The sequence below is a fragment of the Arthrobacter sp. Dra40 genome, assembly GCF_059091905.1.
In genome coordinates, this window is sequence record NZ_JBNHHB010000011.1 from 1 (window position 1) to 19381 (window position 19381).

Here is a 19381-nt window from a genome sequence, read left to right on the forward strand (position 1 = left end):
TGCTGGAACGGCTGAACTTCCTGTCCATCTTCGCCTCCAACCTGGACGAGTTTTTCATGGTCCGGGTGGCCGGCTTGAAGCGCCGGATCGCCACCGGACTGGCCGTGCCGTCCGCCGCCGGCCTCTCGCCCAGCGAGCAACTGGAACAAATCAAGATCGCGGCGCACAAGCTGCAGCACCGCCATGCCCGGATCTTCGCCGAGCAGATCCGCCCGGCGTTGGCGTACGAGCACATCCACATTGTGCGCTGGGATGAGCTGGACGAGGCGGCCCGCACCGAGCTCTCCGTGATGTTCCGGGAGCGGGTCTTCCCGATCCTGACCCCGCTGGCGGTGGACCCGGCCCACCCGTTCCCCTACATCTCCGGGCTCTCGCTGAACCTGGCCGTGATTGTGCGCAACCCGGTGAGCGAGAAGGAACTCTTCGCCCGGCTCAAGGTTCCCGACCAGCTCTCCCGGCTGATCTCCGTAGACGGCCCCCGCGCCGGATCGGTCCCGGGCCGCACCGCACGGTTCATCCCGCTGGAAGACGTCATCGCCCAGCACCTGGACCTGCTCTTCCAGGGCATGGACGTGCTGGAACACCACACCTTCCGGGTCACCCGCAACGAGGACCTGGAAGTCGAAGAGGACGACGCCGAGAACCTACTGCAGGCGCTGGAAAAGGAACTGCTGCGCCGCCGCTTCGGCCCACCGGTGCGGCTTGAAGTGGCCACGGACATCAACCCGAGCGTGCGCGAACTGCTGGTGCGCGAACTCGGCGTCGAGGAATCCGAGGTGTACGCGCTGCCGGCACCGCTGGACCTCCGCGGCCTGGAAGCCATCTACCGGATCGACCGGCCGGACATGAAGTACCCCAAGCAGTTGGCGCACACCAGCCGCTTCTTGAACGAGAGCGAAACGTCCAAGGCCGCGAATGTGTTTGCTGCCATGCGCCGGCGCGACATCCTGCTGCACCACCCGTACGATTCGTTCTCCACCTCCGTGCAAGCCTTTTTGGAGCAGGCCGCCGCAGACCCGAAGGTGCAGGCCATCAAGCAGACGCTCTACCGGACCTCGGGCGATTCACCGATCGTGGACGCGTTGATCGACGCCGCCGAAGCCGGCAAGCAGGTGCTGGCCCTGGTGGAGATTAAGGCCCGGTTCGACGAGCAGGCCAACATCGACTGGGCCCGGAAGCTGGAGCAGGCCGGCGTCCACGTGGTCTACGGCATCGTAGGCCTGAAGACCCACTGCAAGCTCTCGCTGGTGGTGCGCCAGGAGGGCGACGGCCTGCGCCGCTACTGCCACATCGGCACCGGCAACTACCACCCGCGCACGGCCCGCTACTACGAGGACCTGGGCCTGCTGACGGCCAATTACCAGGTGGGCGAAGACCTCTCCAAGCTGTTCAACCAGCTCTCCGGCTACGCCCCGAAGTCCACCTTCAAGCGCCTCTTGGTGGCACCGCGTTCGGTGCGTTCCGGCCTGATCGACCGGATCGAGAAGGAAATCGCCAACAGCAGGGCCGGCCTGGCCGCCCGCGTGGTGATCAAGGTGAACTCCATGGTGGACGAGGCCATCATCGACTCGCTCTACCGCGCCTCGCAGTCCGGCGTGAAGGTGGACGTCATTGTCCGCGGCATTTGCGCCGTCCGCCCGGGAGTGCCGGGGCTCAGCGAGAACATCCGCGTCCGCTCCATCCTGGGCCGGTTCCTGGAGCATTCCCGCGTGTTCAGCTTCGCCAACGGCGGCGACCCGGTGGTCTACATCGGGTCCGCCGACATGATGCACCGCAACCTGGACCGCCGCGTGGAGGCCTTGGTGCAGCTGAACTCGCGCGAGGACATCAACGACCTGCTGGCCGTGTTGGACCGGTACATGGACCCGGGCACCGCCAGCTGGCATCTGGACAGCGACGGCACCTGGACCAGGCACCACAAGGACGACGACGGCAACCCGCTCTCGGACATCCAGTCCTGGCTGCTTGCCTCCCGGTCCCGCCAGCGCACCCTCGCCCGCCGCTGATGACGCAGAACAAAACCGTCGACGCCGGTGCTCCCCCGGGCGTCAAGGTCACCGCTGCGGGGGCTCTGTGCTGGCGCGTCCGCCAGGGCCGGCTCGAAGTACTGCTGATCCACCGGCCGCGTTACGACGACTGGTCCTGGCCCAAGGGCAAGCTGGACAGCGGTGAAACCACGCCCGAGTGCGCCGTCCGCGAGGTCGACGAGGAAATAGGCGTGCAGATCCGGTTGGGCATTCCGCTGCCCACCATCTACTACAAGGTGAACCCCGGGCTCAAGCAGGTGCTGTACTGGGCTGCCAAGCTGGACAAACAGGAACCGGTTCCGGACGGCAGCGAGGTGGACCGGGTGCTCTGGTGCGCGCCGGCCAAGGCCCGCGAGCTGCTGACCAATCCTTCCGACGTCGAACCGCTGGACGCGCTGGAGGCCGCGCACCGGCGGGACGAGCTCGATACCTATCCATTCGTCGTCGTCCGCCATGCGAAGGCCAAACCGCGGTCCGCGTGGTCCCAGGCCGAAGGCGAGCGCCCGCTGGTGGCCACCGGACGGCGGCAGGCCCTGGCGGTCTGCCGGATGCTCTCCGCGTGGAAACCCAAGCGGATTGTTTCCAGCCCGTGGCTGCGCTGCGTGCAGACCGTCACCCCGTACGCCATGCATACCCAGACCAAACTGCGGACCGTCGAGGCCATCACCGAACACAACAACGAGCGCAACCCGAAGAAGGCCCGGGCCGCGCTGGTCCAGATGCTGGAGAAGGGCAAACCGACGGCCGTCTGCACCCACCGGCCCGTGCTGCCGAACCTGTTCAAGGTGCTGGCAACCCGGATGGACCCCCTGCTCGCCGCGAAACTGCCCACCGAGGACCCCTACCTGCGGCCCGGAGCCGTGCTGGTCTGCCACATCTCCAAGAAGAAGAACGGCAAAATCGTGGCGATGGAGATCCTCGACGCCTACGACGACTGACGGCACCTGGCCGGCGGCGGTCCTTCAGCCCCTTCGCGGTCGGTGCCTCCTGAGCCCGAACCCTTGACCCCTTGCCGCTTTGTATCAAATACTTGATCCATTGATACAGCACGAGGGGGATGGTGGACTCACTGACCAGCACCATCAGCGGCCTGCTGATCGGCGCCGTCATCATCTACGGCGTGCTGCGGATCATCGCCGGCAGGGCGGGCGCAAGTACCGCCGCCCTCGCGGTGCCCGGCTCCGGCGTGGACTCCGGCCCTTCGGATCAGGCCGGACGGGATGCCGCCCGGATGCACGCGTTCTGGACGGCCCTCATCGCGTTCTTCGCCAGCGGCCTGTCCGCGGCCTCCGACGTTGGCTTGGTCCCCGCGCACCATTACGCCCCAGGCCACGAACCGGAACCCTCGTGGCTTGCCGGACTGCTGACCGTCCTGGTGCCGCTGGTCAGCTTGGCCGGAATCTACATCATCGGCCAATACACCTGGCCCAAGCCTCGCGGCAGGGTCCGCCGCGCCGACATCACCATCCGGCGCATCCGCGACTACCTCCCCACGGCACTGCTCTCAGTGATGATTGCGGCGGCGGTGCTGGCCGTGACCGCGGCGACGGCCGTCTGGGACCTGCCCGGCATGGAAGGTTTCAGCGGCTCCCGATCCTTCGACGGTGTTGAAGTCTCCGGCGAGCACAACGGGCGCCAGCCCGGCAGCTACTTTGCTCCGGTCCTGCTGATCGGCATCCTGACGCTCGCGGCCGGCGTCGCCACGGCGACGGCGGTCATCGTGCGGCGGCGCTCCGTGGACTCCCTCAACCGCGAGGACAACGACATCTTGCGGCGCATCCTGATCAACCGTCTGTTCCGCACGGCCACCCTGCTTTTCGCCTCGCTCGGCACCATGGCGGTCAGCTTCGCCAATCAACAGGTGCCGGCCCTCATCCTCGACGGACCCGCACCGGCCACGGGCTGGGAACCAGTCCGGCAACTGGCAGGCTGGCTTGCGGTCGCACTGATGATCGCCATGGCCCTCTGGCGCCCGCCCCTGTTGGCCCCCGATGGCACTCCGGGCCGTCCGCTCATTTACCCGGGCAGCTATGCCGCGGGGCAGGAGATCACGGAGTCCATGCATACTGTCGCGATGGTCTTCACCGCAGTTGCGCTGGTTGCTGTGGGAGGCTGGGCCGGTTTCCTGGTACCTGAGGCCACCCTCTCTGACGACGGGAACCCCGTCATCGCTGCGTCGCCTCTACAACTACTGCCTCTGGCGTTTGCCGTGCCGGTCGCCGTGTTTTTGGCTGTTGTTTCAGCCGGTGAAGTTCGGCTGTGGCGCGGCCACACCAGAACGTCCGACCGGTCCGCTTCCGGCTCGCCCGGTCACGGCCGGCCGGTGCCTGTGTCCCGGCCGGTCCCGCGCCCGTTCCTTGCCGCCCTTGCCGGCGGCGCGGTGCTGCTGGCCGCCGCCATCGGCTTCAATGCTGCCGCCCCGGGCCGACAGCCCGGCCTGCTGGCAGCCTTCGCCGTGGCCGGTGCCGGCCTGCTCTTGCTCGGCGCAGCGGCCCTCCTGGTGGTGCACCGCCGTCCCCGGCTGTTCGAGGCAACCCGGGAGGCGGACAACCTGCTCCGCTGCATCTCCGGCTTCCGTGTTGCGCGGATGACCGCCGCCGGGCTGTTCGCCCTGACCGCCCAACTGCTCAACGCACATCCCGCGGGCTGGGGCTGGTTCCTTAACGGCAGCATCTCGATGAACGTGCACCAGCTTTCCCCCGGCCTGCACACCGCGCTCCGCATCACCACGGCCGTGCTCTACCTGGCCGCCGTCGTGCTGGCGCTTCTCCCGGGAGCATCGCACCCGCGCCGTTCGGTGGCCGGTTACATCGGCCACCCTGTTTCGCGCCACTCCGGCAACACCGTCGGCGGCCCTCCCAGCCTTGGCCAGGATTCCGACCGGCCCGCTGTCCGCCGGGACCGCACGCCGTGAGCACCCAGATCCGGGTGGACCTGGCCGCACCGACTCCCCCGTACGAACAGATCCGCAGCCAGGTGGCCTCGCTCATCGCGGTGGGCACGTTGGCCGCCGGACAACGCCTGCCCCCGGTGCGCAGTCTGGCCGCAGACCTGGGTGTTGCCGCGGGCACCGTGGCCCGGGCGTACAAGGAGCTTGAGGCCGCGGGACTGCTCATCAGCCGCCGGCGGCATGGCACCACGGTGGCCGATACGGCTGCCGCCCCGCACAAAACCGCAGCCCGCTCCGCCGAGGTGAGCCTCGCCGTCGTACATCTGGTGCGCTCCGCCCGGGACGCGGGACTGGACGATGAGACGGTCCTGAACCTGGTCCGCGGCCAGCTTCAGCGCCCGCGCGGGAATGCACCCGACGCGCTGTGAGCCTGCACTCCGTCGGCCCGCCGCCGAAGCACCGCTCAACTACACTGGACGCTGTGAACGCGATTCCCACCCCGTATGAGGACCTGCTGCGCGACGTCATGGCCAACGGTACGGCCAAATCGGACCGCACCGGCACCGGCACCCGCAGCGTCTTCGGCCGCCAGATCCGCTACGACCTGGCCCAGGGCTTCCCGCTGATCACCACCAAGCGCGTGCATTTCAAGTCAGTGACGCTGGAGCTGCTGTGGTTCCTGCGCGGCGACTCGAACGCGAAATGGCTGCAGGAACGCGGCGTCAAGATCTGGAATGAATGGGCCGACGCCGACGGCGAGCTCGGGCCGGTCTACGGGGTGCAGTGGCGCTCCTGGCCCACGCCCGACGGCGGGCACATCGACCAGATCGCCAATCTGGTGGAAGAGCTGAAGAACAATCCGGACTCGCGCCGGCACATCGTCTCGGCGTGGAACGTAGCGGAGATCAAGAACATGGCGCTGCCGCCGTGCCACGCGTTCTTCCAGTTCTACGTGGCGGACGGCAAGCTCTCCTGCCAGCTCTACCAGCGCAGCGCGGACATGTTCCTGGGCGTGCCGTTTAATATCGCCTCCTACGCGTTGCTCACCCTGATGCTGGCGCAGCAGGTGGGCCTGGAGCCGGGCGAATTCGTCTGGACCGGCGGCGACGTTCACGTCTACGACGACCATGTGGAGCAGGTCCGCGAGCAGTTGTCGCGCGAGCCCTACCCGTACCCCACGCTCAACATCCTGCGGAAGCCGGAGAGCATTTTCGACTACTCGCTGGAGGACTTCGAAGTGGCCAACTACCAACACCACCCGGCCATCAAGGCACCGGTAGCCGTATGAGCGCCGACTACAACGCCGGCCCCGCCAGCGCCGCCCCTCACGCCAGCGCAGCCGGCCTCGCCGCCCCTCACGCCAGCGCAGCCGGCCTCGCAGCCGGCCCGCGCCCCTATCCGGACAGCGTCGCCGAGGCTGTGACTGCCGCCGCAGCCGCCGCCGACGGCGGGCAACCGCTGCCGGCACCGGTGGTCGGCATGATCTGGGCCCAGACCACCAACGGCGTGATCGGCCGCGACGGCGGGATGCCCTGGCACCTGCCCGAAGATCTGGCGCACTTCAAGCGGACCACGCTCAACCATCCCGTGATCATGGGCCGCAAAACCTGGGAGTCCTTTCCGGACAAGTACCGGCCGCTGCCCGGGCGCACCAACATTGTGATCAGCCGCAGGCCGGAAAAGCGCGAGCAGCTCGTGGCCCAGGGCGCTGTGGTCGTCGATTCCGTGGAAGACGCGATGGCCGAGGCCGCAGCCAGTCCGGGCGGCGACGAAATCTGGATCCTTGGCGGCGGCGAGATTTTCAACCTCACCACACAGCATTCCAACGCGGCCTCGGTCACGGTCATCGACATGGAGACCGACGGCGACACCTACGCCCCGCAACTGGGCCCCGATTGGAAGCTCGACGGCGTCTCCCCCACCGAGGGCTGGAGCACCGCGGCCAACGGCACCCGCTACCGCATCTCCCTCTGGGTCCGCGGGGAGGACAGCCGGGCGCTGTAGCCGGGCCTCACTGATCCGCGGAAAGCCAAGGCGGTCAGCGCGGCCGGGCCGCAGCTACGCTGCGCGAAGGCAGCCAAGGGGAGCCCCGTCGTCGTACGCGTACCCTAGCTGTGCCCGCAGCGGCACGTAACCCACGGCAGCCAGATTGACCCTGCCCGTAAACTAGATGGCATGACTTCACCCGCAGCCACTTCCTCTCCACAGTCCGTCGGCCTGATCGGTTGGCGCGGCATGGTCGGTTCCGTCCTGATGCAGCGCATGCAGGATGAAGGCGACTTCGACTTGATCAACCCGGTCTTTTTCTCCACGTCGAACGCTGGCGGCGACGCCCCGGCCTTCGCTGGTGCTGCCGCGGGTGACGCAGGCAAGCTGCAGGACGCGTACGACGTCGAGACGCTCGCCAAGCTGCCGATTATCGTCACCGCACAGGGCGGGGACTACACCTCAGAGGTCTACCCCAAGTTGCGCGATGCCGGCTGGGACGGCCTCTGGATCGACGCCGCTTCCACGCTGCGGATGCAGGACAGCTCCATCATTGTGCTGGACCCGGTGAACCGGGACGTGATCGACGCCGGTCTGGCGCGAGGCGTCAAGGAATTCATCGGCGGCAACTGTACCGTTTCCTGCATGCTCATGGGCCTGGGTGGGCTGTTCAAGAACGGCTTGGTCGAGTGGGGAACCTCCATGACCTACCAGGCAGCCTCCGGCGGCGGCGCCCGGCACATGCGCGAACTGCTGAACCAGTTCGGCTCGCTCAACGCCGCGGTGACCGCCGAACTGGCAGATCCGGCCTCTGCCATCCTGGAAATCGACCGCAAGGTCCTGGCCCAGCAGCGCAATCCCGAGCTGGACTCCTCCCAGTTCGGCGTGCCGCTGGCCGGTTCCGTGATCCCCTGGATCGACAAGGATCTGGGCAACGGACAGTCCAAGGAAGAGTGGAAGGCGCCGGCCGAGACGAACAAGATCCTGGGCCTCAGCAATGACCAGCGCATCCCGTTCGACGGCCTGTGCGTGCGCATCGGCGCCATGCGATCCCACTCGCAGGCCCTGACCCTGAAACTCACCGAAGACCTTCCGGTGGCCGAAATCGAGCGGATCATCGACGCCGACAACGAGTGGTCCCGCGTGGTGCCGAACACCAAGGAAGCCACCATGGAGCACCTTACCCCCGTGGCGGCCAGCGGCACCCTGGAAATCCCGGTGGGCCGCATCCGCAAGCTGGAAATGGGCCCCGAGTACATCAGCGCCTTCACCGTCGGCGACCAGCTCCTGTGGGGCGCCGCCGAGCCGCTGCGCCGCATGCTGCGCATCGCCACCGGCAACCTCTAGGAGAGCCACCGCCTTCGCCAGCCAGCATTGCTGGTGGCCTAACGCTGATGGAGCCCGTCCCTTCTGAACTGCTCCCCGGAAGTTGGACTGAGAAATTCAGTTCCGACTTCCGGGGAGCAGTTTTATGCATGCACGTAGTTCGTTTTCCGAGGATCAACGCGAGGCCGCTGTAGCGTGGTTCGAAAAGGGCATCGCAGATAGTGCAACGGCCAGATTGCTGGGTGTGCCACGGGACCCGGTCAAACGGCTTTATCGGCGATGGAGGATTCATGGCCGAGGAGCGTTGATGACCAAACCGATAAAACGTTCGTACTCGTTTGAGTTCAAGCTCGCATTGGTTGAAAGGTTTCTTGCCGGCGAGACTGCTCAGGATCTCGCAGCAGAAGCCGGCTTGTCCTCACCCGCACTACTGAGAACGTGGGTAGGGGCGTATCGCCGGGAGGGCGCGGATGCGTTGCGTCCACGGCCTAAAGGCAGACCTAGGAAGCCTGACGCGCCGCCGCCGGCGGAGTTGCCCGAAGTGGAGCGGTTACGGCGCGAGAACGAACGGTTGCGGGCGGAAGTGGCCTATCTGGGAAAATTGCGGGCCTTGAGGGCGCAGGAACGACGGTGAAGGCCCAAGCCATCATCGCCCTCAAGGCTGACTTTCCCCTCCCTGTCCTGCTGCAAGTCGCCGGCCTTGCCCGATCGACGTTTTTCTATCATCAGGCCCGCATCGAGGCTCCGGACCCAAAGGCAGCGCTCAAGGCCGCCGTCGCGGAGATCTTCGAAAAGAACCACGGCAGATACGGTCACCGCCGCATCCACACCGAGCTGGCCAAGCGAGGGTGGACGATCGCGAAGAAGACCGTACTGAAGCTGATGCGCTCCCTGCGACTGGTCTGCAAAGTCCGGCGCAGGAAGCGCTACAACTCCTACCCAGGCGAGCAGGGCACTACGGCCCCCAACCTGCTGAACCGCGAATTCGACGCCGATGCCCCGAACCAGAAGTGGGTAACGGATGTGACCGAATTCAGCGTCGGGGAACGAAAGCTGTACCTCTCACCGGTCTTGGACCTCTTCGACCGGCAGATCATCTCCTACACAATCGGCACGTCCCCGAACCTGGAGCTCACCAACACCTCACTGCGTCAGGCTCTGGCAACGCTTGAGTGGGGGCAGAAACCGCTCGTGCATTCCGACCAGGGCTTCCAGTACCAGCACCTCTCATGGCGGCATCTTCTGCAGAAAGCCGGCGCCGTCCAGTCGATGTCCCGCAAAGGCAACTGCTACGAGAATGCGGTGATGGAGAACTTCTTCGGACACCTCAAGGAAGAACTCTTCCACCATGTCCGGTTCCTCAACACCGACGCACTGGAAACAGCACTGCACGAGTACATCCACTGGTACAACAACGAAAGAATCTCAATAAAGCTCGAGGGCCTGAGCCCGGTGCAATACCGTGCTCAGGCCCTCGCCGCCTAGGCTCTTACTTAGCCGGTCCAACTTTCGGGGACCAGTTCATTCGGGGGCGGGCTCCTGTTGTTAACTCCTCAGTCCGCCGTGCACCCTTTCTAGCGAGCGACGTCGCTTCGCCTTTAGCGTCACCCGACCCTGCCATCGCTCCCTGCCCGGACCATCGGTGGCCATGGACTACTCCCTCACCGGCGCGCCATGTCCTCCGACCCGATCTCCTCCTCCCCTGCTGCTGTCTTGTCCTCCACCGGTGTCCTCCTACGTTGGCCGCTCCTTCCTCCGGAGGCCGTCTTGTCCTACACAGGGCCGCTCCGGCTGGTGTTTGTGCACATACCTCGAACACCCGTTCTACCCGGAGCTTGCGCTGCGTAGCGTTGAAGTATGGCAGCGGAACCGTTCGACGAGGCGAAGGAGCCGCAGGATCTCTCCGGCTCCAAAGCCACGCCAGACGAGATGCCAGAAGCTGTGCACGGCGCTGAGCCGGTCCCCAGCCCCGACGCCGCCGCCCCATCTGAATTCGCGGCCGATCCTGCCACAACGGAGGACGAACCAACATCAGATCTTGCCGCCTGTGGACCTGCTCCTGGAGCCAGCGGAGCTCCTGATGCCTCCTACCCGGCAGGCGATACTCAGGCAGGGACTCCGCCGGGGCGGGAGTTGTGGGAGGAGGACTGGCGGGAGCTGGAACCGGCGGAACTGGCCGGGCTGCTCGCCGGCACCGACCCCGAGACCCTGGACGACTGGTCCGTGTTCGAATACCTCAAAGCCGTCCGCAAGCACGAGGCCTGGACCCAGTCCTGCCGCACCCGCGGCATGCACCGGATGGCCGTGCTCCGGCCCGCGACCGGCAGCGACGTCGGGGCGCCGGACGGGATCTCCCGGCACGCCGCCCAGGAACTGGCCCCCATCCTCGCCGTACCCCGCCGGCAGGCAGCGGCGGAACTGGCCGACGCGCACCAGATCGCCATCCATCTGCCCGCCACCCTGACCGCCCTCGACCGCGGCGCCATCGACCTGCCCCGCGCCGCGGCGATCGCCCGCAAAGGCGCCGACCTGCCGCCGGACACCCTGGCCGAGTTCGAGCACACGGTCCTGCCCGGCGCCGGGGCCATCACCCTCGAATCCGTCCAGGCCCGCGCCCGCACCGCCCGTGACCGGCTGCACCCCGTACCTCTCGAGATCCGGCACCGGGCCGCGATGGAACGGCGCACTGTCCAATACTTCCCGCAGGACGACGGCATGGCCGAACTCTACATCCGCACCTCCGCGGACAAAGCCCTGCTCGCCTACAACCTGTTCCAGGCCCACGCCCGGAAACTGCAGACCGCCGAGGAGACCCGCACGCTCGGCCAACTCCGCGCCGACGTCTTCACCGACATGCTCCTGCGTTACCCCGACCACGCCTGCCAACCCGCCCCCACCACCGCGGACAGCGCCACGACCGCGGCGGCGACCACCGGGGAAGCCGGGACCACCACGACCGAACCCGAAACCGCCGCCAACGAACCGGCCGCCGCGGACGCGGCACCCGGCAACCTAAACCCGGGCCAGGGCCAGGGCCAGGGCCACTGCACCTGCTGCGGCGCGAACACCACCACCTCGGCCGCGGTCACCGCGCCGCTGAGCACCCTGCTCGGGCTGGCCGAAGACCCCGGCGAACTCACCGGCTACGGACTCATCCCGCCCGAGATGACGCGCAACCTCACCGCGCTGGCCAAATCCTGGCTCCTCGTGCTCACCGACGACTACGGCCAAGCCATCGCCGCCGCCAAAGACCTGCGGATACCGCCCGAATGGCTCAAACGCCTCATCCGGCTACGCGACCGGCACTGCCGCGACTTCGGCTGCACCGTCCCCGCCGACCAATGCGAGATCGACCACACCATCGCCTGGGAAGACGGCGGCAAAACAGTGCCCGAGAACCTCGCCGCCCGCTGCAAACCCGGCCACAAAACCAAACACCACGGCGGCGGCACCGTCACCCAAGACCACGACGGCACCCTGCACTTCACCACCCGCTCCGGACACACCCACACCACCACCCCCGACGAAAACTGGGCCATCACCTACCCCACCGCCGATGACCACGCCGATCCTCCAGCCGGCAACGGGCAGGGCGAACGATGGGACGAAACCCCTCCGCCCTTCTAGAAGGCGGATTCGAACCAAGCGGAAAGGGACCAATGTGAGCAGGCACAACCACCTGAAGCCGACAATCGACGATGTTCTCCGGGAATTCTTCGCCCAGCAGCGTCAATCTCGTCCGATTCGGGAAGATCGTTCGCTGAGGCTGGAGGCGCATTTACGGAGGTGTATCGAAGCCTGCGGCCCTGCCTACATCTCCGAGGAATGGTGGCTGATGTTGCAGATTGAACAGTGCTTCGAACCGAAGGACACGTTTGCCAGGCTTTTGCCAGCAGACTTTCTCCTGCCGCCGATGCACGATTTTTTGTCGCCGGAGTGGCTGCTGGACCATGGCACTGACCGGTTGGTTCAGGTGAATCACAGCTACCGCTTGGTCTGCTGGTTATGCGGCAGCGGCCTGGTCAATCTGCGTGCGCTGCGGCCAAGCATCATCCAATTCATGATCCGGCATGATGAACTGGCCGTCCGTTCCAGGGGCCGCAAGGGACCGGAACGTCCGCTCCAATCGGCCGATGCCCCGATCACCCGCGAAGATCTGCCCTAGAAGACCGTGCAGGGAAGGAAGCGCTATCCCCGCCTTACCCCTATTACCGCCTGCGCTCGACGTTAGAGGCTGCAACCGATCAACAGGGGCTCGGGCTGCAGCCGGATACCAAAGGTACGGTCAACTCCGTCGCGTACAGCTCGGGCGATCGCCAGTATGTCGTCTGCGCTGGCTTCACCGCGGTTGGTGATTGCCAGCGTGTGCTTGGTCGACAGCGACGCGCGGCCGCCCGCCAAAGCGAGCCCGTCCAGGTCACCGTTTGACGTGCCCTCGAGACCGAAGCCCTTGGAGAAGCCCGCATGGTCAATGAGCCAGGCAGCGCTCAGCTTGATCTGGTCACCGGCCGGCCACCGCGGTGCGTTCGCGGGAAGTCCTTCCGCGGTTGCGGCATCGACAATGGGATTGGTGAAGAAAGATCCCGTGCTGAATGTGTCCCGGTCGGCAAGATCGTGGACCATCCCCTTGGACGCGCGCAGCCGGAGTACTTCACGTCGAACGTCCGAGGCGTTCGCGGTTCCACCGATCTCGACTGCCAACACGCGGGCCAATTCGGCGTAACGGATCGGAAGGCTCTGCCGCCCCGCCGTCAGCCGGAACTCTACTTCCAGCACCACGAAGCGCGGCGAACCGTTGACGGTGCTTCGTTTCAAGACCGAGTCGCGATAGCCAAACGCGAGGTCGCTATTGTCGAATTCCTGAATCGAACCAGTGTTACGGTCCCATGTTCGGACCCGAGTGATGGTCTGCGAGACGTCGGATCCGTAGGCGCCGACGTTCTGTACCGGTGTGGCACCCGTGAGCCCCGGGATACCGGAGAGAGCTTCCAGCCCGGCCCAGCCGTTCGCGACGGTCAAGGCAACGAGGTCGTCCCACGGCTCACCTGCTTGAACCGTGAGCGTCACGGCGCCGTCTCTTTGCTCGACGGTGTAGCCGGTGTTGGCGACCCGGATGACGGTCCCGGGGTAGCCGTCGTCGGAAATCACGAGGTTGGACCCGCCGCCGACGATCAGCAGGTCGTCGCCGGAGTCGTCGGCAGCCTTGACGGCATCAACGATCTCGGACTCGGAGCCAGCCTCGACGTAACGCCGGGCCGCGCCGCCCACGCCAAGCGTTGTCAGCGGAGCAAGAATCGTTTCCGTCACGGCGCCGGCCTCGCCGCTGCCGGGTTCAGGGCGGGTTACCAAACCTTGACGACCGCCTGTGCTTTGACCAGTACCTTCACGCCTGCAGCGGTCACCGTCAGGTCGACTCGCGCCGTCCCGTTGTCTGAGTCGATGGCGCCGATGGCGCCGATGACTTCGATGCTCGCACCCGGGCCGTCAACGTCCTCCACGAGCACCGGCTTGGTGAACCGGGTCTGGTAGTCAACGACGGCGGCCGGGTTGCCGATCCAGTCCGTTACCAGCTGCACGGCAGCGCCCATCGTGAACATGCCGTGTGCGATGACGCCGGGAAGCCCCACCTGCTCGGCGAAACGCCCGTTCCAGTGGATCGGATTGAAGTCGCCCGATGCTCCGGCGTACCTGACCAAGTCTGCGCGGGAGACCTCGATGGCTCGTGAGCCGATGTCCTGTCCAACGGTAAGTTCGTTCAGTTCGACGCTCACTGGCCTTCCCCTCTCACCAGGATCGACGACGTGGTGGTGGCCGTCTTCTCGCCAGCCACGGTGCTGATCTCGGCGCGGGTGGTGATCATGGCCCCGCCGCCCATGGCGCGGACTTGGTCCACATGGAGCTCAGCCACGAGTTCGTCGCCGGCGACGATGGGCCGGTGGTGCACAAACCGCTGGTCGGCATGGACGACGCGGGAGAAATCGATGCCGGAATCCGAATCCTCGATCAGCTGAGCATCTGCGCGTTGGGCCACGATGATGGCGAACGTCGGCGGTGCCACCAGATCGGCGTAGCCGAGGGCGCGCGCGGCTTCAACGTCGAAGTGCGCGGGGTGCGTGGCTTTCACCGCCGAGGCGAACTCCCTGATTTTCTCGCGGCCCACAGTGTAGGCAGCGCCAGCCGGGTACACGCGGCCGGCGAGGTCGGGGTTGACCCCGGCTTGCTCGGACATGGATCTCCTTCAGGTGGAGCGGGCGGGAATGGACTAACGTCGCTTGGCCGGAGGCGTACTGCGCGGATTTGCGGCCGCCTGACGGGCCCGGGCATCGCGGAATCGGACGAACAGCCCCGCCAGATGGGTCAGCAGTCCCGTAGCAATGACCGCAATCGCCGCCCAGATCAGCCACTGGATGCCGGCCGAGGCCCCTATGACAGACAGCAGGATCCCGACACCGATGAGCGCCATGGCAGAGATCACCAGCTTGCGGTACAGCGGCGAGCCGAGGTCCCAAGGATTCATACTTCAAGGTTACCGGCCGCGCCGCTGCCGGCCGAACCGCAGGGCGGTTTGTCGTGTTTCGGGGCAGAGCCTGATCTTTCGCTAGAACAGTTGTTCCTGCATGGCGGGCAGCTCGGAGACAAAGTCCCCCAGCGCGATTCGGCGGCCCTTCAGTCTCCCGAGGTCCGCCAGGAAGCGCGGTCCGCCCTCCGTCAGTTGCGCAGCCGCGACGCTGCCCAGCATGCCTTGCACGGTGAGCCCATGGTCGCCTGAATCAAAGCTGGCCGGGTAGCTCCTCCTGATCCCGTCCGCCAACACCGGCCCCGCGAGCTCCGGCAGCTGCCACTGTTCGTCGACGACGTCGAAGCCCTCGAGTTGAGCGGCAGGCAGCAAGTTGCGAACAGTGGCAGCGTGGCTCGCATTGATCCGCTCCAGATCGTCGGCAGGCAGCGGGGTCAGGAGCCCGGCATACTTGGCGGCGCTACGCACGGCTTGCGTCAGTTCGGTAGCTCCAGAAACCATGTCCTCCAGCACCCGGACCACCCGCCCATCACGCGTCTTGGCGACGTAACGTGCGACCACGGCGCCTTGCTCGGCCAACCGCAACGACTTCCGTATGTTGGCCGCCGTTCCCACCTTGCTGGCACCGTTGGCGAACGTCGCCACGTAGAGCCAGTGTGGCTGCCCGAGGTACAGCAACAGCCCCTCAGGCGCCCGGCCGCTGCGATGGCTGTCATGCAGGAAGCGCAAGTCGTCGTTGAGGAAGCAGTTCACACATTGGTAGCCGCGCTCGGCCGGCGCCTGCAACCGGCATGGCACATGTGTCCGGTCCTCTGCGGAATGCACCCGGTGGCCGCCCAGGCAGAAGACTTGTGGATCCAGCACGCGGAAGCCCAGACGGGTCCCAGCTCTCACCGGGATGCCCTCCGGTGCGCCATCCGGAGATGCCAGGCGCAGCTGGGGCCCCGCAGTGGTCCAGGCGATGCCGTGGACAAGATAGAGGGCGGGCATGGCGTCCACTCTAGTAAAAGGGATGCGCGGCACGGGCCGGCGGGCAGACGGGCCGCACAACGGACCGGCAGACCCTTTAACAAGCTGAAGGACCCGTCCTGAACCGTAGTTCCGATCGGGCCCTTCAAGGCTTTGTAGCGGTGCCCGGACTCGATCCGGGGACCTCACGATTATGAGTCGTGCGCTCTAACCAGCTGAGCTACACCGCCACGAATGGGAGCGCCCGCGCTGCGTCTCGCGACGCAGACGCGGGCTTTGCCATTCAGAGCCCCCCACCGGAATCGATCCGGTGACCTCGTTCTTACCAAGAACGCGCTCTACCACTGAGCTAGGGGGGCAACGGAGAAATACATTACCAGCAATTTGCCCCGGGATGAAATCGAATTGAGGACCCGTGGTGAACGCCACACCGCAGGCTTGGGGTTGGGCTGCGATCCTGCCTCGGGTTCACCGATTTAGCCCGTGGAATCGACCCTTGGGCCGCCGAAAGCAGAACTGAAGTCGTGCTGCGGAATGGAACGTGCGGAGGCGGGAAATGAGCCCAAAAGTGAAGCCAAGATCACATGGAAGTGGGGGTTAAGCGGGTGCCTGTGGGTAGTCTGGGGGCACCACCCGAAAGGAACCCATGCAGGTTTCCCAGTCATCCGCGGCCCGGGATGGAATCGTCTCCCGGCTGCGTGCCGCGGGCTGCGTATTTGCTGAGGAAGAAGCGGACCTGCTGCTGGCCGAAAGCGGTCACCCGAGTGTCCTGGCTGCAAGGGTGGAACAGCGCGCTGCCGGCATGCCTCTGGAACAGGTATTGGGTTGGGCTGAGTTCTGCGGCCTGCGCATTGCCGTGGCTCCCGGAGTTTTCGTCCCGCGCCGGAGAACAGAGTTCCTGGTCCAGCGGGCAGCCGACCTTGCCCCGGCCAGCACCGCCGTGGTCGTCGACCTGTGCTGCGGCTCCGGGGCCGTGGCGGCGGCGCTGGGCAAGCTGCTGGCACCCGCCGAACTGCACGCCGCTGACGTGGACCCGGCGGCGGCCGCCTGTGCGCGCAGGAACCTGCCGGCCGCGCGGGTGCACGAGGGGGATCTATTCGACGCGCTGCCCTCGGGACTGCGGGGCCGGGTGGATATCCTGGCCGCCAACGTGCCCTATGTTCCGACACAGGAGATCGCCCTGCTGCCGGCCGAGGCCCGCCTGCATGAAGCGGCGTGGGCGCTCGACGGCGGTGCGGACGGTTTGGCGGTCATGCGCCGCGTTGCGGCGCGCGCACCGGAGTGGTTGGCACCCGGCGGGTCGGTCTTGGTGGAAACGAGCGAGCGCCAGGCGGAGGCCGCTTCCGGCATCTTTGAAAGCTGCGGACTGGCAGCCGCAGTGGCCTATTCCGCCGAGCACGGGTCCGCGGTGGTCTCCGGCACCCGGAGAAGCTCCAGCAGGCGCTGATGCGGAGGATGCTGACGCCCCTGCACCAGCTTTGTCGTCACACTATCTGGGCTCTGGCCGGAAGGCGGGTTAAACGCCTCCGGGGCACCTGTCCATGACAGATGCCCCGGAGGGTGGCTAGAGGATCCGGGTTGGATCAGCCGCGGGTGTGGCGGGGCTTGCGCGGCCCGCCGAAGCTGCGGTCGCGGTCGCCGCCGAAGCCACCGCGATCGGCGCGGTCGGCGCTGAAGCTGCGTTCGCCGTCGTTCTTCTTGTACGGACGGTCCCCGTCAAACTTCTTCTTGTAGGGGCGGTCGCCGTCCGACTTCTTGGTGAACGGCCGGTCTCCCCGGTCGCTGCGGAAGCCGCCGCGGTGGCCGCCTCCGAAGTCGTCGCGGTCCTGGCGCGGCTTGCGGCCGGCGTCGAGCTCCAGGTGGATCAGCTCCCCGCCGATGCGGGTCTTGGACAGTGCGCGCAGTTGGTCCTTGCTCAGGTCCGCGGGCAGCTCGACCAGCGAGTGATCCGAGCGGATGTCGATGCCGCCGATCTGCGCGGCGGACAGGCCGCCCTCGTTGGCGATGGCGCCGACGATGGAGCCGGGCATCACGCGGTTGCGGCGCCCGACGGCGATCCGGTAGGTGGCGTTGCCCTCGGTCAAGGTGCGGGACGGGCCGCGCGAATTCATGCTGTCGCGTCCGCCGCCGGCGCGCTCGCGCTGGCCCTTCGGTGCTTCCGGCAGGTCCTGGACCATCAGCGGGCGTCCGCCCTGGGCCATGACGGCCAGGGCAGCGGCAATTTCGGCTGCTGGAACGTCGTGCTCGGTCTCGTAGTTCGCGATCAGGTCGCGGAAGATCGAGACGTCCTCGGAGGCCAAGGTCTCGGTAATCTTTTCCGCGAACTTGCTCATCCGCAGGTTATTGATGGTCTCGGCGGAGGGCAGGTGCATCTGCTCCACCGGCTGGCGGGTGGCCTTCTCAATGGCGCGCAGCAGGTACTTCTCACGCGGGGTCATGAACAGGATGGCGTCACCCGAGCGTCCGGCGCGGCCGGTGCGGCCGATGCGGTGCACGTAGGACTCGGTGTCGTGCGGGATGTCGTAGTTGACCACCAGGGTGATGCGCTCGACATCCAGCCCACGGGCGGCAACGTCGGTGGCGACCAGGATGTCGATCTTGCCGTCGCGCAGGGCCTCGACGGTGCGCTCACGCTGCTGCTGCGGGATGTCGCCGTTGATGGCGGCGGACCGGTAGCCGCGGGCCTTGAGCTTGTCGGCCAGGTCTTCGGTGGCCATTTTGGTGCGCACGAAGGCGATCACGCCGTCGAAGTCTTCGGCTTCCAGGATCCGGGTCATGGCGTCGAGCTTGTGCGGGCCCATGACCTGCAGGTAGCGCTGGCGGGTGTTGGTGCCCGTGGTGGTCTTGGCCTTGACCGTGATTTCGGCCGGGTCCTTCAGGTACTTCTTGGCGATCCGGCGGATGGCGGTCGGCATGGTCGCCGAGAACAGGGCAACCTGCTTATCTTCCGGGGTCTTCGAGAGGATCTGGTCCACCTCTTCGGCGAAGCCCATGCGCAGCATTTCGTCGGCCTCGTCCAGCACCATGTACTGGAGTTCGGACAGGTCCAGCGAGCCCTTTTCGATGTGGTCGATCACGCGGCCGGGGGTACCGACAACAACCTGGGCGCCGCGGCGGAGTCCGGCGAGCTGCGGGCCGTAGGCGGAGCCGCCGTAGACCGGCAGCACGGTGAAATCGTCCATGTGTGCGGCGTAGGAGGAAAACGCCTCCGCCACCTGCAGGGCCAGCTCGCGGGTGGGGGCCAGCACCAGGATCTGGGTCTTCTTGGTCGGCGGCAGTTCGGCCATCCGGGACAGCGCCGGAACCGCGAAGGCAGCGGTCTTGCCGGTGCCGGTCTGGGCCAGGCCCACGACGTCGCGGCCTTCGAGCAGCACCGGGATGGTGGCGGCCTGGATCGGCGAGGGCTTTTCGTAGCCGACGTCGGTCAGTGCGGCCAGGACGCGGCCATCGAGGCCGAAGTCGGTGAAGAGTACGGTGTTCTCGTCTTCGACGGCCGGAGCGGCGTCGGTATTTTCGGGCAGGGTATTAACAGTGTTTTCAGACACGGGGCAGTTCCTCGTATTCAGCTGGGGACCGGTGGCCGCGGCACATCAATGTCCGCGGTCCTCTGACTCAAAGCCCGGCGCTATTACAATCCCGTGGCAGGGCTTTCCGCCGCTTCGCTGG

At 66.5% G+C, this 19381-nt stretch carries 16 protein-coding genes, 2 tRNA genes and 1 pseudogene; 11 read left to right on the forward strand and 8 right to left on the reverse strand.

Annotated elements, in window-relative coordinates; translation table 11 throughout:
• From AC5RWT_RS07725 to AC5RWT_RS07770, 10 genes and pseudogenes are all read left to right on the forward strand, one after another.
• Window positions 1–2006 (forward strand): RNA degradosome polyphosphate kinase (locus tag AC5RWT_RS07725; protein ID WP_494079781.1); only part of this gene is annotated, 2006 nt, incomplete at its 5' end.
• A complete protein-coding gene (locus tag AC5RWT_RS07730) occupies window positions 2006–2965 on the forward strand; it encodes an NUDIX hydrolase (protein ID WP_494079782.1) in 960 nt (319 codons plus the stop codon). The genes AC5RWT_RS07725 and AC5RWT_RS07730, both read left to right, overlap by 1 nt.
• Window positions 2966–3084: 119 nt before the next feature.
• Window positions 3085–4941, forward strand: a complete 1857-nt coding sequence (locus AC5RWT_RS07735) for a hypothetical protein (RefSeq protein WP_494079783.1) — start codon at window positions 3085–3087, stop codon at window positions 4939–4941.
• Window positions 4938–5345 carry a GntR family transcriptional regulator gene (locus AC5RWT_RS07740; RefSeq protein ID WP_494045872.1) on the forward strand — a complete coding sequence of 136 codons (408 nt, stop codon included), beginning with the start codon at window positions 4938–4940 and terminating at the stop codon, window positions 5343–5345. Before AC5RWT_RS07735 ends, AC5RWT_RS07740 begins: the two co-directional genes overlap by 4 nt.
• A gap of 98 nt (window positions 5346–5443) precedes the next feature.
• Window positions 5444–6205, forward strand: coding sequence for a thymidylate synthase (locus tag AC5RWT_RS07745; RefSeq protein ID WP_494079853.1), 762 nt, complete (start codon window positions 5444–5446; stop codon window positions 6203–6205).
• Between the two features lie 191 nt (window positions 6206–6396).
• Window positions 6397–6921, forward strand: a complete 525-nt coding sequence (locus tag AC5RWT_RS07750; RefSeq protein ID WP_494079854.1) for a dihydrofolate reductase — start codon at window positions 6397–6399, stop codon at window positions 6919–6921.
• A gap of 171 nt (window positions 6922–7092) precedes the next feature.
• Window positions 7093–8250 (forward strand): aspartate-semialdehyde dehydrogenase, encoded by a 1158-nt coding sequence (asd, locus tag AC5RWT_RS07755; RefSeq protein WP_494045871.1) that lies wholly within the window; start codon window positions 7093–7095, stop codon window positions 8248–8250.
• Window positions 8251–8447: 197 nt separating this feature from the next.
• Window positions 8448–9714: pseudogene (locus AC5RWT_RS07760) on the forward strand (IS3 family transposase).
• A 372-nt stretch (window positions 9715–10086) separates the two neighbouring features.
• Window positions 10087–11856: an HNH endonuclease gene (locus tag AC5RWT_RS07765; RefSeq protein ID WP_494079784.1), complete on the forward strand. Its 1770-nt coding sequence runs from the start codon at window positions 10087–10089 to the stop codon at window positions 11854–11856.
• Window positions 11857–11890: 34 nt separating this feature from the next.
• Window positions 11891–12394: a hypothetical protein gene (locus tag AC5RWT_RS07770; protein WP_494042588.1), complete on the forward strand. Its 504-nt coding sequence runs from the start codon at window positions 11891–11893 to the stop codon at window positions 12392–12394.
• Window positions 12395–12456: 62 nt separating this feature from the next.
• Here the strand turns inward: AC5RWT_RS07770 and AC5RWT_RS07775 are convergent, their stop codons facing one another.
• From AC5RWT_RS07775 to AC5RWT_RS07805, 7 genes are all read right to left on the reverse strand, one after another.
• On the reverse strand, window positions 12457–13536 hold the full coding sequence (locus AC5RWT_RS07775) for a UDP-N-acetylmuramate dehydrogenase (protein ID WP_494079785.1): 1080 nt from the start codon (window positions 13534–13536) through the stop codon (window positions 12457–12459).
• A 35-nt stretch (window positions 13537–13571) separates the two neighbouring features.
• The gene (locus AC5RWT_RS07780) at window positions 13572–14000 is read right to left on the reverse strand and encodes a MaoC family dehydratase (protein ID WP_494079786.1); all 429 of its coding nucleotides are present in this window, start codon (window positions 13998–14000) and stop codon (window positions 13572–13574) included.
• Complete coding sequence (locus tag AC5RWT_RS07785; protein WP_364644091.1) at window positions 13997–14458, reverse strand: FAS1-like dehydratase domain-containing protein; 462 nt, start codon at window positions 14456–14458, stop codon at window positions 13997–13999. Before AC5RWT_RS07785 ends, AC5RWT_RS07780 begins: the two co-directional genes overlap by 4 nt.
• A 33-nt stretch (window positions 14459–14491) precedes the next feature.
• Window positions 14492–14746 carry a hypothetical protein gene (locus AC5RWT_RS07790; protein ID WP_494079787.1) on the reverse strand — a complete coding sequence of 85 codons (255 nt, stop codon included), beginning with the start codon at window positions 14744–14746 and terminating at the stop codon, window positions 14492–14494.
• Between the two features lie 81 nt (window positions 14747–14827).
• Entirely contained in the window at window positions 14828–15736 is a 909-nt protein-coding gene (locus tag AC5RWT_RS07795; RefSeq protein WP_494079788.1) for a DUF2797 domain-containing protein, read from the reverse strand.
• Window positions 15737–15871: 135 nt separating this feature from the next.
• Window positions 15872–15945: transfer RNA gene (locus AC5RWT_RS07800), tRNA-Met, on the reverse strand.
• A gap of 57 nt (window positions 15946–16002) precedes the next feature.
• Window positions 16003–16074, reverse strand: a tRNA-Thr gene (locus AC5RWT_RS07805).
• Window positions 16075–16361: 287 nt separating this feature from the next.
• On the opposite strand from AC5RWT_RS07805, the gene AC5RWT_RS07810 reads away from it, so the two are divergent.
• Window positions 16362–17162 (forward strand): putative protein N(5)-glutamine methyltransferase, encoded by an 801-nt coding sequence (locus tag AC5RWT_RS07810; RefSeq protein WP_494079789.1) that lies wholly within the window; start codon window positions 16362–16364, stop codon window positions 17160–17162.
• A 136-nt stretch (window positions 17163–17298) separates the two neighbouring features.
• Here the strand turns inward: AC5RWT_RS07810 and AC5RWT_RS07815 are convergent, their stop codons facing one another.
• On the reverse strand, window positions 17299–19260 hold the full coding sequence (locus tag AC5RWT_RS07815) for a DEAD/DEAH box helicase (protein WP_494079790.1): 1962 nt from the start codon (window positions 19258–19260) through the stop codon (window positions 17299–17301).
• Window positions 19261–19381 lie beyond the last annotated feature (121 nt).

Excerpts from the sequence above, each read along its gene's own strand:
- asd (WP_494045871.1), top strand. The coding sequence starts at position 7,093 with ATGACTTCACCCGCAGCCACTTCCTCTCCACAGTCCGTCGGCCTGATC.
- AC5RWT_RS07730 (WP_494079782.1), top strand. The coding sequence starts at position 2,006 with ATGACGCAGAACAAAACCGTCGACGCCGGTGCTCCCCCGGGCGTCAAG.
- AC5RWT_RS07750 (WP_494079854.1), top strand. The coding sequence starts at position 6,397 with ATGATCTGGGCCCAGACCACCAACGGCGTGATCGGCCGCGACGGCGGG.
- AC5RWT_RS07735 (WP_494079783.1), top strand. The coding sequence starts at position 3,085 with ATGGTGGACTCACTGACCAGCACCATCAGCGGCCTGCTGATCGGCGCC.
- AC5RWT_RS07790 (WP_494079787.1), bottom strand. The coding sequence starts at position 14,746 with ATGAATCCTTGGGACCTCGGCTCGCCGCTGTACCGCAAGCTGGTGATC.
- AC5RWT_RS07785 (WP_364644091.1), bottom strand. The coding sequence starts at position 14,458 with ATGTCCGAGCAAGCCGGGGTCAACCCCGACCTCGCCGGCCGCGTGTAC.
- AC5RWT_RS07810 (WP_494079789.1), top strand. The coding sequence starts at position 16,362 with ATGCAGGTTTCCCAGTCATCCGCGGCCCGGGATGGAATCGTCTCCCGG.
- AC5RWT_RS07765 (WP_494079784.1), top strand. The coding sequence starts at position 10,087 with ATGGCAGCGGAACCGTTCGACGAGGCGAAGGAGCCGCAGGATCTCTCC.
- AC5RWT_RS07795 (WP_494079788.1), bottom strand. The coding sequence starts at position 15,736 with ATGCCCGCCCTCTATCTTGTCCACGGCATCGCCTGGACCACTGCGGGG.
- AC5RWT_RS07745 (WP_494079853.1), top strand. The coding sequence starts at position 5,444 with ATGGCCAACGGTACGGCCAAATCGGACCGCACCGGCACCGGCACCCGC.